The organism is uncultured Cellulomonas sp. (genome assembly GCF_963527515.1).
Taxonomy (GTDB): Bacteria; Actinomycetota; Actinomycetes; order Actinomycetales; family Cellulomonadaceae; genus Cellulomonas.
The window spans coordinates 1-15331 of the sequence record NZ_CAURTV010000018.1 but is presented as its reverse complement, the minus strand read 5'-3'; the positions used below and the strand labels follow the sequence as shown (position 1 = coordinate 15331).

Genomic DNA, 15331 nt, shown 5'->3' with positions numbered 1-15331 from the left:
TCTCCTCGGTGTGTGTCTGGTGCGGAACAGGGAAGGTCAGGCGCTGCGGTTGACGCGCTCGAGGGCGCGGTCGGTGATCGAGCGGGACCCGCGGCCGATGGCCACGGTGCCCGACTGCACGATCTCCCGGATGCCGAACGGCTCCAGGGCGGCGAGCAGGGCGTCGAGCTTGCCCGGTCCGCCGGTGGCCTCGATGACGACCGTGTCCGGGACGACGTCCACGACGTGGGCCCGGAACAGCTGGACCACCTCGAGAACCCCGGTGCGCTGGCTGGCGTCGGCCTTGACCTTCACCAGCAACAGCTCGCGCTGGACGGACGCGGCGTCCTCCAGCTCGACGATCTTGATGACGTTGATCAGCTTGTTCAGCTGCTTGGTCACCTGCTCCAGCGGCAGGGCGTCGACGTCGACGACGACCGTGATGCGGGAGATCTCGTCGTGCTCGGTGGGACCGACCGCGAGCGAGTGGATGTTGAACGACCGCCGCGCGAACAGGCCGGCGACGCGCGTGAGCACGCCGGGCTTGTTCTCCACGAGGACCGACAGGGTGTGACGGGACATGGCTCAGTCCTCCCGGTCCCACGCCGGGGAGATGCCCCGCGCGTACTGGATGTCGTCGTTGGAGACGCCGGCGGCGACCATCGGCCACACCATCGCGTCGCGCGACACGGTGAAGTCGATGACGACCGGCTGGTCGTTGATCTCGAGGGCCCGCTTGATGGTCGCGTCGACGTCGGCGACGGTCTCGCAGCGCAGCCCCGCGCACCCGTACGCGTCCGCCATCTTCACGAAGTCGGGGATGCGCACGGTGCCGTGACCGGTGTTCAGGTCGGTGTTGGAGTAGCGCGACTCGTAGAACAGGGTCTGCCACTGGCGCACCATGCCGAGCGAGGAGTTGTTGATGATCGCGACCTTGATCGGGATCTCGTTGATGGTGCAGGTGGCCAGCTCCTGGTTGGTCATCTGGAAGCAGCCGTCGCCGTCGATCGCCCACACGGTCCGCGACGGGTCACCGACCTTGGCGCCCATCGCCGCAGGCACCGCGTAGCCCATGGTGCCCAGGCCACCGGAGTTCAGCCACGAGTTGGGCCGCTGGTACTTGATGAACTGCGCGGCCCACATCTGGTGCTGGCCGACGCCCGCGGCGAAGATCGACTCCGGCCCGGACAGCTCGCCGATCCGCTGGATGACGTACTGCGGGGCGAGGTGGCCGTCCGCGGGCTCGTCGAACCCGAGCGGGAACGTCTCCCGCCAGTCGTCCAGCTGCCGCCACCAGCCCTCGAGGTCAGGCTTGCCGTGCTGCGTGTGCTCGCGGGCCAGCTCGGGCAGCAGGTCGGCCATGACCTCCTTGAGGTCGCCGACGATCGGCACGTCGACCGTGCGGTTCTTGCCGATCTCGGCCGGGTCGATGTCCGCGTGCACGATCGTGGCGCCGGGCGCGAAGCTGGACAGCAGGCCCGTGACGCGGTCGTCGAAGCGGGCGCCGAGGGCCACGACCAGGTCGGCCTTCTGCAGGGCGGCGACCGCGGCGACCGTCCCGTGCATGCCGGGCATGCCCAGGTTCTGCGGGTGCGAGTCGGGCAGCGCGCCGCGGGCCATGAGCGTGGTCACGACCGGTGCGCCGGCCGCCTCGGTCAGCGCCTTCAGCTCGGCGGACGCACGCGCGCGGATCACGCCGCCGCCCACGTAGAACACCGGGCGGCGCGAGGTGGCGATCAGCCGGGCGGCCTCGCGGATCTGCTTGGCGTGCGGCTTGGTCACCGGGTGGTAGCCGGGCAGGTCCAGCAGCTGCGGCCAGGAGAACGTGGTGCGGGCGACCATCGCGGACTTGGCGATGTCCACCAGCACGGGCCCCGGGCGGCCGGTGGAGGCGATGTGGAAGGCCTCCGCGATGACCCGGGGGATGTCGTCCGGGTCGGTCACCAGGTAGTTGTGCTTGGTCACCGGCAGGGTGATGCCGACGATGTCGGCCTCCTGGAACGCGTCCGTGCCGATCATCGACGCGGACACCTGCCCGGTGATCGCGACCAGCGGCACGGAGTCCATGTGGGCGTCGGCGATGGGCGTGACCAGGTTCGTCGCGCCGGGGCCGGAGGTGGCCATGCAGACGCCGACCCGGCCGGTCGCCGCGGCGTAGCCGGCGGCCGCGTGCCCGCCGCCCTGCTCGTGGCGGACCAGGATGTGCCGGACCTTGGTGGAGTCCATCAGCGGGTCGTACGTCGGCAGGATGGCGCCGCCGGGGATGCCGAAGACGACCTCGACGCCGGCCTCCTCGAGCGAGCGGACGATCGACTGCGCGCCGGTGACCTGCTCGACCGTCGTCGCGGCAGGGACTCGCGACGCGGAGGGTGCGCCGGGTGCGGATGTTCGCGGCGGTGCCGGGTGAGGGCCCTGGACCATCGGTGTCTCCCTGGGTGGTGCTGCGTGGGTGCTGCGTGGGTGCTGCGTGGGTACTGCCTGAGCACGAAAAAGCCCCTCGAGCCGCGTAACGGCTGGACGAGGGGCGAGCGCGCTGACGGGGCCTGTGCGGGAGGCCTCTAGCCGGCGCGCTCAGGAAGTACTACGAGAAGGGTCGTCTGCACGCGTTGGACACTACGCCGGTGTTTCCGTCGTGTCACGCCGTCTCACATCGTGGTTCACGGGATCACCCATTGGACGGGTCGGTGGGGGTCGGGTCCATGTCGAACGCGGGCAGGCCGTCGATGCTGGCCCGGTTCTTCAGCCGGCGGTAGGACGCCTGGCCGTCGACGCCCTTGCGCTCCATGTGCTGCGGCAGCAGGTCCCGCTCCCCCTCGACCGCCATCCGCGGGATCCCGTAGCCACAGGAGTCCGAGACCCGCTCGACGTCGACGACGATGACCGCGCGGGCGCCGGCGACCGGCGCGAACAGCGCGGCCAGCTCGTCGTAGCCGTCGTCGTAGAGCGTGACCACCCGGCCGCGCCCGTACAGCCGCACGATGTTCGGCGGCCCCTGGAAGGCGCAGAACATGACGGTGATCCGGCCGTTCTGGCGCAGGTGGGCGATCGTCTCCGCGCCGCTCGCGGTGATGTCGAGGTACGCGACCGTGTGCTCGTCGATCACGGCGAACGTGCCGGCGATGCCCTTCGGGGAGACGTTCACGTGCCCGTCGGGGCCGCTGGGGGCGGTCGCGACGAAGAACATCGGCTGCGCCTCGACGAACGCGCGCAGCCGGCCGTCGATGCTCTCGTGCACCTTGCCCATGAGCGAGGAGCCTACCGAGGGTCAGAACAGGTCCCAGCGGTAGACGCGGGCCTCCCACGGCCGCAGCCGCAGCCGCCCGTCGACCGACGACTCGTCCGCGACGTCGTAGTTGGCGAGCACGAGCGCGTCGGCCGGCTCCCCGCCGAGCGGCCACGCCCTGCCGAGCGCCACGTCCTGCCCGTCCCCGGAGAAGTTGCCGAGCACCAGCAGCTCGGTCCCGTCGAGCCGGCGGGCGAACGCGTACACGTGCTCGTGGTCGGGCAGCAGCATGGTGAAGTCGCCGAGTGCGACGACCGGGTCCTCGTGCCGCAAGGCGATGAGCGCACGGTAGTAGTGGAAGACGGAGCCCGGATCCGCCCGTTGCACCGACGCGTTGATCTGCGGGTAGTTCTCGTTGACGGAGATCCACGGGGTGCCCGTCGTGAAGCCCGCGTGCGCAGAGCCGTCCCACTGCATCGGGGTGCGGGCGTTGTCGCGGCCCATCGCGGCGATGCCGGCCAGCAGGTCCTGGTCGGACCCGGTGCCGACCGACTGCGCGACCGCCACGTGGTTGAGCGTCTCGATGTCCCGGTACTGGTCGAACCGCGTGAAGTGCGCGTTCGTCATCCCGAGCTCCTCGCCCTGGTACACGTACGGCGTCCCGCGGTGCAGGTGCAGGACGGTGGCGAGCATCGTGGCCGACTCGCGCCGGAAGGCACCGTCGTCGCCGAACCGCGACACGATCCGGGGCTGGTCGTGGTTGTTCCAGTACAGGGAGTTCCAGCCGATGTCGGCCAGCCCCGCCTGCCAGCGGCCGAACGACGCCTTCAGGTCGAGCAGCCGCAGGGGGCGGACGTCGAACTTTCCGCCGGGGCCGTGGTCGAGCCCGACGTGCTCGAACTGGAACACCATGTCCACCTCCGCCCGCGCGGGGTCGGTGAAGTCGCGCGCCTGCTCGACCGTGACGCCCGGCATCTCCCCCACGGTCAGCAGCCGCTCGGGCCGGCCCGCGAAGACCTCTTGGTGCATCTCGGCCAGGAACTCGTGGATGCGCGGGCCGCAGACGTACGACGCCGAGCCGTCCGCGAGCAGTCCGTCGGTGACCACGCCGTCGGGCAGCGTCGTGTCCTTGGAGATGAGGTTGATGACGTCCATGCGGAAGCCGTCCACGCCACGGTCCAGCCACCAGCGCATCATCGAGTACACCGCGCCGCGGACCGCCGGGTTCTCCCAGTTGAGGTCCGGCTGCTTGCGGCTGAACAGGTGCAGGAAGTACTCACCCGAGCGCTCGTCGAGCTCCCACGTGGGCCCCTCGAAGAACGAGCGCCAGTTGGTGGGCTCGGCCCCGGGTGCACCGGGCGCCATCCCTGCGCGCGGCGGCCGCCACCAGTACCAGTCGCGCTTGGGCGAGGCCGGGTCCCGGGACTCGACGAACCACGGGTGCTCGTCGGAGGTGTGGTTGACGACGAGGTCCATGACCAGCTTCATGCCGCGGGCGTGCAGGGCCGCCACCAGCTCGTCCAGGTCCTCGAGGGTGCCGAAGACGGGGTCGACCGACTGGTAGTCGCTGATGTCGTACCCGTTGTCGTCCTGCGGCGAGGCGTAGATCGGCGACAGCCAGACCACGTCGACGCCCAGCGCGGCGAGGTGGTCGAGGCGACCGAGGATGCCCCGCAGGTCACCGATGCCGTCGCCGTCCGAGTCGGCGAACGAGCGCGGGTACACCTGATACACGACGGCCCGGGTCCACCAGGGCGCGTCGTGCGTGGTCCACGTCATGGGAGGGCTCCTCTCGTCGGGACCGGGGCAGGCAGCAGCTCCTGGTCCTGTCGGTGCAGGTCGATCCGGTCGACGGCGTCCTGGATGGCGATGGTCGCGGCCCCCCGGGCCCAGGCGGAGAAGCCGGACTCGTCGACGAAGAGCTGGACGGGCTCGGCGCGCGGGTCCCGGTCGGCCGCGATCGCCGCACGCACCCGGTCCTCCGCGAGCGAGAACAACCCGATGCCCTCCCCGGCGAGCACGGCCGCGGGCTGCAGGGTCAGGTTGGCGGCCATCGCGACGAGTCGTCCGAGCGCGGCCGCGGCCTCGTCGACGACCGTCGTCGCTGCCGGGTCGCCCTGCGCCGCGAGGCGCAGCACCTCGTCGTAGTCCACCGGGCGCTGCAGGGCGGCCGACACCTGGGAGGCGATCGATCCGGACGTCAGCATGGCCTCGGCGCACCCCCGGTGACCCGCGTGGCAGACCGGGCCGGTGGTGCCCAGCGGGATGTGCCCGCCGAGCCCGACGCCGGCCTCACGCGAGTGCACGGCCTGGCCGTTGACCACGAGCGCGTAGCCGATGCCCGCGCCGATGGTGATGACGACGAACCCGGGGATGCCGCGGCCCATGCCGAACCAGCGCTCGGCCTCGGCGAGGGCGACGAGGTCGTTCTCGATCGAGGCGGGGACCTCGAGCTCGGCCTCGACCAGCTCCGCGAAGGGCACGTCCGTCCAGTCGAGGAACGGCGCGAACTCGACGCGGCCGTCCCGGACGGCACCGCCGATCGACACCCCGACGCCCGCGAGGCGGTCGACGCCAAGGCCACGGACCGCACGGGCGATCTCGGCGGCGACGCCGGCCGGGTCCCGGCGCTCCAGGCGGTGCTCGACGTAGGCGAGGAGCCCGGCGCGCACGTCCGTCGCGACGACGTGGAGGGCGTCTCCCGTGATCTTGACGCCCGCGAAGTGGGCCAGACCCGGCCGCACGTCGAGCGGGCGGACGGGCCGGCCGATCGAGCCGTCGGTCCGGTCGTCGAGCTCGACCAGCAGGCCACGGTCGAGGAACGGCTTGGCCAACCGCGTGAGGCTCGGCGGCGAGAGGCCGAGGCGGCTGGTCAGCTCGCTGCGCGAGATCGGCCCGTGGATGAGCACGGCGCGCGCGAGCGCCCGCTCGCTCTCGCTCAGCACGCCCGCGATCCGCTCATTGGTTCCATCATGACATGAAGGGCGCCAATCGAGGAGGCGATTCCCCACTCGGTGCCGCTTGTGCGGTCTCTTTCTTCCATGTTAGAACTAACTCATGCCCCACGACGACGTGTTCCCTGCGCTCGCCCGCGTGCTCCACCTGCGGCGCGGCGGCACCAGCGTCGTGATCGACCTCGAGGTGGCCCCGAACCCGGCGATCGTGCACTGGGGCGAGGAGCTGACCGGGTCGACCGAGCAGACGCTGCGCAGCCTGGCCGTCGCGGCGCGTCCGCAGCGCGTCTCGGGCGGGCTGGACGAGCCCGCCCGCGCCACGCTCGTCGCCACACCTGCCGGCGGCTGGCTCGGCACCCCCGGGCTCGAGGGCCACCGCGACGGGGCGTCGTTCAGCGTCCGCCTGGAGCTCGTGGGCGTCCAGGTCGACGACCACCATGCACGCCTGTCGCTCGTCGACCGGGAAGCGATGCTCGGCGCGGAGCTGGAGCTCACCGTCGGCACGGCGGGCCTGCTCCACCAGCGGATCACCCTGCGCAACGACGGAGACTCCCCCTACACCGTCCAGCACCTGCACCTCGCGTTCCCCGTCCCCTGGGACGCCACCGAGATCCTCGACACGACGGGTCGCCACCTGCGGGAACGCTCACCGCAGCGGCACCCCTTCGGCTACGGGACGTACCTGCGGGAGAGCCGCCGCGGGAGGCCGGGCGCCGACGCGACGCTCCTGCTGGCCGCCGGCCGGCCCGGGTTCGGCTTCGAGCGCGGGCGGGTCCACGCGGTCCACGTCGCGTGGAGCGGAAACCACCGGCTCGTCGCGGAGCGGTCCGTGTCGGGCGAGTCGTTCCTCGCGGGCGGAGAGCTGTTCGCCCCCGGGGAGGTCGTCCTCGCGCCGGGCGCGTCCCTGACGTCGCCGGAGGTCGTCGGGTCGTGGGGCGACGGGCTCAGCGAGCTGGCCCACCGGTTCCACGACGAGTGGCGCGAGCGCCCGGCCCATCCTCGCCGCCCGCGTCCCATCACCCTCAACACGTGGGAGGCCGTCTACTTCGACCACTCGCTCGACCGGCTGACCGCGCTCGCCGACGCCGCCGCGACCGTCGGGGTCGAGCGGTTCGTGCTCGACGACGGCTGGTTCGTCGGCCGTCGCGACGACACGGCGGGCCTGGGCGACTGGTACGTCGACGCAGGGGTCTGGCCCGACGGCCTGCACCCGCTGGTCGACCACGTCACGGCCCGTGGCATGGAGTTCGGGCTCTGGGTGGAGCCCGAGATGGTCAACCCCGACAGCGACCTCGCCCGGCAGCACCCGGACTGGGTGCTGCGGGCGCGAACGACGCTGCCGCCGGTCGCCCGTCAGCAGCAGGTGCTCGACCTCGCGCACCCTGACGCGTACGCCTACCTCGCCGAGCGGCTGCACGCGCTGCTGGAGGAGTACCCGATCGCGTACCTCAAGTGGGACCACAACCGCGACCTGCTCGACGCCGGCAGCGGCCCGGAGGGCTCGGCGCGCGTCCGCGAGCACACCCTTGCCCTCTACCGCCTGCTCGACGAGCTCAAGGCGGCCCACCCCGGTCTCGAGATCGAGAGCTGCGCCTCCGGGGGCGCCCGCGTCGACCTCGGCATCCTGGCCCGCACGGATCGCATCTGGACCAGCGACACGCTCGACCCGCTGGAGCGCCTGACCAACCAGCGGTACACGGCGCTGGTGGTCCCGCCCGAGCTGATGGGCATGCACCTGACCAGCCCGGTCGTGCACTCCACAGGCCGGACCGTCGACCTCGACTTCAGCGCCGCGGTCGCCCTGTTCGGCCACGTCGGGATCGAGTGGGACCTCACCGCCACGGACGACGACACCCGTGGCCGCATCGCGGCGTGGGTGGAGTACGCCAAGCGCATCCGCCCGCTCGTGGCGACAGGCCGCACCGTCGACGTCGACGGCACCGAGCCGGGCATCGACGTCCGCGGTGTCGTCGCCCCCGACGGCACGTCGGCCGTCTTCACCCTCACCCAGACCGACACCACCGTCGCCTACCCCCCGGGGCGGGTCAGGATCCCCGGTCTCGACCCCGACCGGCGCTACGAGGTCCGGGTCGTCGGCGGCTCGACGAGCGCCGCCGCGCAGTCAGATCTCCAATGGGAGGTGTACGACACGGCGCTCACAGGGCGCGAGCTCGAGGCCGTCGGCCTGCGACCCCCCGTCCAGTACCCGCAGAGATCCACCGTGATCGAACTGGTCGCCCAGGACTGAGCAGCCAGGACCCGGCGCAAGGAGGCGCACGATGAGACACCGAGTGACGCGACGAGGTCGCACCGCAGCCGCGGTCTGCACGGTCGCCCTGCTGGCCGCCGTCGGCGGCTGTGCGAACGACCCGTCCGACGGCGTGACCACCCTGAACTTCTTCCAGTTCAAGGGTGAGGCGCTCGAGGACTTCACGCAGATCATCGCCGACTTCGAGGCCGAGAACCCCGACATCCGGGTGGTGCAGAACCAGGTCGCCGACGCCGACACGGCGATCCGGACGCTCCTGGTGAAGGACAAGGCTCCGGACGTCATCACGCTCAACGCGAGCGGGAACTTCGGCCGGCTCGCGCAGGCGGGGGTGTTCTACGACTTCTCGGACGAGCCGGTGCTGGACACCATCAACCCGGCCGTGCAGGAGATCATGGCGGACCTGGGCACGTTCGGCGACGAGGTGAACGGCCTCGGCTACGTCAACAACGCCAACGGGATCATCTACAACCAGGACCTCTTCGAACAGCAAGGCCTCGAGGTCCCCGAGACCTGGGACGACCTGATCACCGTGTGCGACGCGCTCGAGGCGGCCGGCATCACGCCGTTCTACGGGACCCTGGCCGACTCGTGGACGGGGATGCCCTCCTTCAACGGGCTCGGGGCCTACCCCGCCGGCGACGACTTCTTCGACGCGATGCGCGAGCAGGGCGAGGACACCGGCAGGGACTCGGAGGTGTCGTTCCGGAAGGACTTCGCCGAGGCGCTGGACCGGCAGGCACAGCTCTTCGGCTACATGCAGGAGGGCTACCGCGGCGCGACCTACGACGACGGCAACGCCGCGTTCGCCAACGGCGAGGCCGCCATGCTCCTGCAGGGCATCTGGGCGTTGAGCCCCATCAAGGGCATCAACCCGGACATCCGGGCGGGGATCTTCCCGTACCCGGCTGCCGACGACCCCGCCGACCGGGTGCTGGTCTCGGGCGTCGACGTCGCCGTGACGATGGCCAAGGACTCCCCGCGGCAGGCGGAGGCGCTCCGCTTCATCGAGTACCTGTTCCAGAAGGACGTGATCGAGGAGTTCGCGGCCTCGCAGAACATGATCCCCTCCGTCGAGGGGGCCGAGCTCAGCGACGAGCCGGCGATCCAGTCGGTCGCGCCCTACTTCGACGAGGGCCGCATCGCCGGCTTCATCGACCACCAGATCCCGCCCAGCATCCCGCTCGCGGCGATCGACCAGCAGTTCCTGTTCAACGGCGACGCCGAGGCCGCGCTCGCCACTCTCGACCGCGAGTGGAGCAAGGTCGCCGCTCGCACCATCCCCGTGACGGGAGAATGACGATGACGTCCTCCACGCAAGCCCTGCCCGCAGCACGGGGGGCAGGCCGCTCGGGCGGCGCCGGCACGACCGCGGCGACGCGCCCCACGAAGGACCGCGCACAGTCCACCTTCTACTGGATGGTCTGGCCCGCGGTCATCGCGTTCTTCCTGTTCCACACGGTCCCGGTGCTGGTCGGCATCTTCTTCAGCCTGACCAACTACGCCGGCTACGGCGCGTGGAACTTCGTCGGCCTGTCCAACTACGCCAACCTGTTCAAGGACGACCGCGTCCTGCAGGCCTACGGGTTCTCGTTCCTCTTCGCCATCGCGGCGACCGTGCTCACCAACCTGATCTCGCTGTCCATCGCGATGGGCCTCAACACCAAGATCCTGGCCCGCAACTTCTGGCGCGGCGTGTACTTCGTGCCCTACGTGCTGGCGATCCTGGTCATCGGCTACGTCTTCCAGTTCTTCTTCTCCAGCTCGCTGCCCAAGATCCTGTCGGGCATCCCGCTGTTCGCCGACAACATCCTCACCAACGAGACCTGGGCGTGGACCGCGATCGTCGCCCTGGCCGTCTGGCAGTCCTGCGCCTTCGCGATCATCATCTACCTGTCCGGGCTGCAGACGATCCCGCGCGAGCTGTATGAGGCGGCGTCGCTGGACGGCGCGAAGGCGTGGCGCCAGTTCCGGTCGATCACGTTCCCGCTGATCAGCGCGTTCTTCACGATCAACGTCGTCCTGAGCCTCAAGGGCTTCCTCCAGGTCTTCGACCCGATCGTCGCCCTGACCAACGGCGGGCCCGGCACCGCGACGGAGTCCGTCACGCTGCTCATCTTCCGCGGCGGGTTCTCCGGCGGAGAGTTCGCCTACCAGACCGCGAACGCGGTGATCTTCTTCATCGTCATCACCATCGTCTCGCTCTTCCAGTTCCGGGTCCTCCAGCGCAGAGAGGCGGACTTCTGATGACCACCTCGACCACCGTCCTCAACCAGGCCGAGCCCGTCGTCCCCGAGCGCCGGCGCCGACGCACCCGCGCCGTGGCCGATGACGACACCCGCAGGATCAACTGGTGGGTGACCGCGCTGATCGCCGTGTGCTCCCTGACGGTCCTCGTGCCGCTCTACCTGGCCGTGGTCGTCGCGCTCAAGACCCCCGACCAGCTCGCCGCCGGCACCGGCTTCGAGTGGCCGAACCCCGTGCGCTGGGGCAACTTCGCGGAGGCGTGGGAGCGGACCAGCTTCCCGCAGGCGCTCATGAACACCGCGATCATCACGGTCGGGTCGGTCGTCTTCACGCTGCTGACCAGCTCGGTGGTGGCGTACGGCATCGCGCGGAACATCCACCGGCCGTTCTTCAAGGGCGTGTTCTTCTACCTGCTGGCGGCCCTGTTCATCCCGTTCCCGATCATCATGCTGCCGCTGGTGAAGCAGACCTCGCTCCTGGGCCTGGACAACCAGGCGGGGATGATCGTGCTCTACACGATCTACGGGTTGTCGCTGAACATCTTCATCTACACCGCCTACATCCGCTCGATCCCGATCGAGCTCGAGGAGGCGGCGCGGGTGGACGGGGCTTCGACGTGGCGGGTGTTCCGGCAGATCATCTTCCCGCTGCTGACCCCGATGAACGCGACGGTCGGCATCCTCACCTGCGTGTGGGCGTGGAACGACTTCATCATGCCGCTCGTGGTCCTCACCGACCCCGGGGCACGAACCCTGTCGCTCGCGCAGTACGTGTTCCAGGGGCAGTTCAACACCGACTACACGGTGGCGTTCGCGTCCTACCTCATGGCGATGGCGCCGCTGCTGGTGGTGTACGTGTTCTCCCAGCGCTGGGTCATCTCCGGGGTCACCCGGGGGTCGATCAAGTAGCCCGGACCGCGACGGGCCCGCCCCCTGTGCAGGGAGCGGGCCCGTCGGTCGTGTGCAGGTCAGATCAGCACGGCGCCCTTCGACGCCGACTGCACCAGCTTCGCGTACTTGGCCAGCACCCCCCGCGTGTAGGTGGGGGGCAGCGGCGCCCAGCCGGCCTTGCGTCCCTCGAGCTCCTCGGCGCTGACGAGCACGTCGAGCGTCTCGTTGGCCACGTCGAGCCGGATCCGGTCGCCGTCCCGGACGAACGCGATCGGTCCGCCGTCGACGGCCTCGGGCGCCACGTGACCGACGCACAGACCGGTCGTCCCGCCGGAGAAGCGGCCGTCGGTGAGCAGCAGGACGTCCTTGCCCAGGCCGGCACCCTTGATCGCACCGGTGATGGCGAGCATCTCCCGCATGCCCGGACCGCCCTTGGGGCCCTCGTAGCGGATGACGACGACGTCACCGGCCACGATCGTCCCGTCCTCCAGCGCGTCCATGGCCGCGCGCTCGCGCTCGAACACGCGCGCGGTGCCCTCGAACACGTCGGAGTCGAAGCCGGCCGACTTCACCACGGCGCCGTCGGGCGCGAGCGAGCCGTGCAGGATCGTGATGCCGCCGGTCTTGTGGATGGGGTTGTCCATGGCCCGCAGGATCTTGCCGTCCGGGTCCGGCGGGTTCACGTCGGCCAGGTTCTCCGCGACCGTCTTGCCGGTGACCGTGAGGCAGTCGCCGTGCAGCAGGCCCGCGTCCAGCAGCGCCTTCATGACCACCGGGACGCCGCCGATGCGGTCGATGTCGTTCATGACGTAGCGGCCGAACGGCTTGAGGTCGCCCAGGTGCGGCACCTTCGCGGCGACGCGGGAGAAGTCGGCGAGCGTCAGGTCGACCTCGGCCTCGTGCGCGATGGCCAGCAGGTGCAGCACTGCGTTGGTGGAGCCGCCGAAGGCCATGACCACGGCGATCGCGTTCTCGAACGCCTCCTTGGTCATGATCTGGCGGGCGGTGATGCCCTTGCGCAGCAGCTCGACCACGGCCTCGCCCGACTTGTGCGCGAACGCGTCGCGGCGGCGGTCGGCCGAGGGCGGGGCGGCGGAGCCGGGGATCGACATGCCGATCGCCTCGGCCACCGACGCCATCGTGTTGGCCGTGTACATCCCGCCGCAGGCGCCCTCGCCGGGACAGATCGCGCGCTCGATGCGGTCGACGTCCTCACGGCTCATCAGCCCGCGGGCGCACGCGCCGACAGCCTCGAACGCGTCGATGATCGTGACGTCCTTCTCCGTGCCGTCCTCGAGCTTGACCCAGCCCGGCGCGATCGACCCGGCGTACAGGAACACGCTGGCCAGGTCGAGGCGGGCCGCTGCCATGAGCATGCCGGGCAGGGACTTGTCGCAGCCGGCCAGCAGCACGGAGCCGTCCAGGCGCTCGGCCTGCATGACGGTCTCCACCGAGTCGGCGATGATGTCGCGGCTCACCAGCGAGAAGTGCATGCCCTCGTGGCCCATGGAGATGCCGTCGGAAACCGAGATGGTGCCGAACTCGAGCGGGTAGCCGCCGGCCGCGTGCACCCCCGACTTGGCCGCCTGCGCCAGCCGCTGGAGCGACAGGTTGCAGGGCGTGATCTCGTTCCAGGAGCTGGCGACGCCGATCTGCGGCTTGGCGAAGTCGTCGTCCCCGAGGCCGACCGCGCGGAGCATCCCCCGCGAGGCCGTCGCCTCGAGCCCGTCGGTGACGGTGCGCGAGCGGGGCTTGATGTCGACTGCGGGAGCGGTGGAGCTGGGGGCGTTGTCCGACGTCACGGTCATGCTCGCGAGTGTAGGACGGCGCTCGCCGCGTGCCGGGGGAGGGCCACCCTGCGGACGACCGTTGTCGCCCGCCCGCCCACGCACTGCTCGTCGAGGAACACCTCGACCGCGCCGGATGGCGCGTCACAGCGCGGGCGCCGACGATGGGACCGAGCAGGTCGGCGACGGTCCGGGCACGGCAGGAAGGGTGACCATGAGCGACTCACCGCAGGACCCGGGCGCCGCGGCGCAGGAGGGCGGCTACGGGTACCCGACCCTCGAGCAAGAGGTCACCCCGGAGGTGCTGGAGGCGGGCGCCGGCTCCGACGGCTCAGCCACCGGGTCGGCCGAGGACGGCGGTAGCGACGACGCGCCGACGCCCGGCGAGCTCGAGGCTGATCCGTCGCCGGTCGAGCCGACCGACTGACCGCATTCGGACGCCGGTTCCTTCGCCGGCTGCCGGCTCAGGTCCCGGCCGCTGCCCGCATGGCTGCGACGACGCCCTCCGCCGTGCCCGTACCGGCGAACTGCTGGGCGATCGCGTCGTTGAGCGCGCCGCCGACCGTGCTCCCGTACGCCACGTCGAGCCACAGCTGGACGTAGCTGGCGTCGTTGCGGAACTCGAGCAGCGCGGCCATGTTCGGGTCGCTCACCCCGGCCTCGGAACCCATCGTCACCGGCAGCCCGGCCCCGGTCTCGGCGTAGGCCGTCTGCACGTCCACGCTGAGGAGGTAGCGCAGGAAGTCGACGCACACGGGCGGCGCGTCCACGGAGCACGAGAACCCGTCGCCGCCACCGAGCGCGGAGTTCGCGTTCCCCTGTCCGCCCTCGGTCATCGGGAACGGGAACCAGCCCAGGTCGGTCCCCAGTCCGTCGCCGCTCTCCACCAGCCCGGACATCACGCCGGGGTGCCAGTGCCCCATGAGCTCCATCGCGGCGCCGCCGTTGGCCAGCAGGCCCGCGGAGCTGGTGGCGCCCTGCTGCGCCGGCGTGGTCAGGAAGTCGGGCTGGAACGGGGACGTCGCCAGGAACGCGGCGAGGTCCTCCCCCGCCTTGACGAAGCACGGGTCCGAGAAGTCCTGGGTCTCACCCGCGGCGACCATGGTGTCCGGCGTGCAGGCACGCAGCGCGTAGTTGTACCAGTAGTGCGCCGACGGCCACCCGTCGCCGGCACCCACCGCGATGGGCACGATCCCGGCGTCCTTGAGCTGCTGGACCACTGCGTCGAGCTGCTCCTGCAGCATGGGGGTCTCGGTGATGCCGGCCTGGGCGAACAGGGCGCGGTTGTACCAGAACCCCTCCACGCCCATGCTGAACGGCAGCCCGTACGTCCTGCCCTCCAGCTGCCAACCGGCAGCCGACCCGCCGATGAGCTCGAGCTGGTCGCGCACCTGGTCGGTGAGGTCGAGGAGCTCTCCGGCGACCACCTGCTCGCCCATCTGCCCGCCGCCCCACTGCTGGAAGACGTCCGGGAAGTCGCCGGTCTCCAGGGCTTGCGCCAGCCTGGCCTTGAGCTCCTCGTTCTGCACCGGCACGTTCTCGATGGTGACGCCCGGGTACTCCGCCTCGAAGCCCTCCACCACCGCCGCGAAGTAGGTGTTCAGCGGCTCGTCGACACCGTTGTGCCACCACGTGAGAGTGGCCGGATCGCCGTCGTACCCCTCGGTGTCCGCACCCCCGATGCTGCCGCAGGCGGCCAGGAGGGCGGTGGCCGCAGCGAGCGCCACGACTGCTCTGCCGGTGTGCGCGATACCCATGTCGTCGTCCTCCAGGATGTCCGGGCGGTGCGGGACAGCGCTGACGATCGACACCAGCGCGACGTTGCGACGGCTAGATATCGCTATCGATATCGTTATCGACGTACGGCACGACGGTGGAGCGGGCAGAGCCGCGGGGGGGGGGGCCCGGGCCGCCCACCAGAAATCAGCGCGGTACCCACTAGGTGGGCAACCCCGAGCGCCCGATCCCCAACCCTCTAACCG

At 70.8% G+C, this 15331-nt stretch carries 12 protein-coding genes; 5 read left to right on the top strand and 7 right to left on the bottom strand.

Annotation, left to right across the window (positions count from 1 at the left end; translation table 11 throughout):
- Nucleotides 1-36: 36 nt before the first annotated feature.
- The 5 genes from ilvN to RYN42_RS07140 form a co-directional block, all read right to left on the bottom strand.
- Nucleotides 37-561: an acetolactate synthase small subunit gene (gene ilvN / locus RYN42_RS07160; protein WP_315094965.1), complete on the bottom strand. Its 525-nt coding sequence runs from the start codon at nucleotides 559-561 to the stop codon at nucleotides 37-39.
- 3 nt (nucleotides 562-564) lie between these two features.
- Nucleotides 565-2400 carry an acetolactate synthase large subunit gene (locus RYN42_RS07155; protein WP_315094963.1) on the bottom strand — a complete coding sequence of 612 codons (1836 nt, stop codon included), beginning with the start codon at nucleotides 2398-2400 and terminating at the stop codon, nucleotides 565-567.
- A 244-nt stretch (nucleotides 2401-2644) separates the two neighbouring features.
- Nucleotides 2645-3223 carry a pyridoxamine 5'-phosphate oxidase family protein gene (locus RYN42_RS07150; protein WP_315094961.1) on the bottom strand — a complete coding sequence of 193 codons (579 nt, stop codon included), beginning with the start codon at nucleotides 3221-3223 and terminating at the stop codon, nucleotides 2645-2647.
- A 21-nt stretch (nucleotides 3224-3244) separates the two neighbouring features.
- Nucleotides 3245-4981, bottom strand: coding sequence for an alpha-glucosidase (locus tag RYN42_RS07145; RefSeq protein ID WP_315094960.1), 1737 nt, complete (start codon nucleotides 4979-4981; stop codon nucleotides 3245-3247).
- Nucleotides 4978-6147 carry an ROK family transcriptional regulator gene (locus RYN42_RS07140; protein WP_315094959.1) on the bottom strand — a complete coding sequence of 390 codons (1170 nt, stop codon included), beginning with the start codon at nucleotides 6145-6147 and terminating at the stop codon, nucleotides 4978-4980. The genes RYN42_RS07145 and RYN42_RS07140 overlap by 4 nt, the downstream gene beginning before the upstream one ends.
- Before the next feature lie 112 nt (nucleotides 6148-6259).
- Between RYN42_RS07140 and RYN42_RS07135 the strand changes: the two genes are divergently transcribed.
- The 4 genes from RYN42_RS07135 to RYN42_RS07120 are packed head-to-tail and all read left to right on the top strand — an operon-like array spanning nucleotide 6260 to nucleotide 11580.
- Entirely contained in the window at nucleotides 6260-8404 is a 2145-nt protein-coding gene (locus tag RYN42_RS07135) for an alpha-galactosidase (RefSeq protein ID WP_315094958.1), read from the top strand.
- A 31-nt stretch (nucleotides 8405-8435) separates the two neighbouring features.
- On the top strand, nucleotides 8436-9725 hold the full coding sequence (locus RYN42_RS07130; RefSeq protein WP_315094957.1) for an extracellular solute-binding protein: 1290 nt from the start codon (nucleotides 8436-8438) through the stop codon (nucleotides 9723-9725).
- A 2-nt stretch (nucleotides 9726-9727) separates the two neighbouring features.
- Entirely contained in the window at nucleotides 9728-10672 is a 945-nt protein-coding gene (locus RYN42_RS07125; RefSeq protein WP_315094955.1) for a sugar ABC transporter permease, read from the top strand.
- Complete coding sequence (locus tag RYN42_RS07120) at nucleotides 10672-11580, top strand: carbohydrate ABC transporter permease (RefSeq protein WP_315094953.1); 909 nt, start codon at nucleotides 10672-10674, stop codon at nucleotides 11578-11580. The genes RYN42_RS07125 and RYN42_RS07120 overlap by 1 nt, the downstream gene beginning before the upstream one ends.
- 59 nt (nucleotides 11581-11639) lie before the next feature.
- On the opposite strand, the gene ilvD is transcribed toward RYN42_RS07120, so the two are convergent.
- A complete protein-coding gene (ilvD, locus tag RYN42_RS07115) occupies nucleotides 11640-13370 on the bottom strand; it encodes a dihydroxy-acid dehydratase (RefSeq protein ID WP_315094951.1) in 1731 nt (576 codons plus the stop codon).
- Nucleotides 13371-13563: 193 nt separating this feature from the next.
- Here ilvD and RYN42_RS07110 point away from each other — a divergent pair, with 193 nt between their 5' ends.
- Nucleotides 13564-13776, top strand: coding sequence for a hypothetical protein (locus tag RYN42_RS07110; RefSeq protein ID WP_315094950.1), 213 nt, complete (start codon nucleotides 13564-13566; stop codon nucleotides 13774-13776).
- 37 nt (nucleotides 13777-13813) lie between these two features.
- Here the strand turns inward: RYN42_RS07110 and RYN42_RS07105 are convergent, their stop codons facing one another.
- Nucleotides 13814-15160 (bottom strand): extracellular solute-binding protein, encoded by a 1347-nt coding sequence (locus RYN42_RS07105; protein ID WP_315094949.1) that lies wholly within the window; start codon nucleotides 15158-15160, stop codon nucleotides 13814-13816.
- Between the last annotated feature and the right edge of the window lie 171 nt (nucleotides 15161-15331).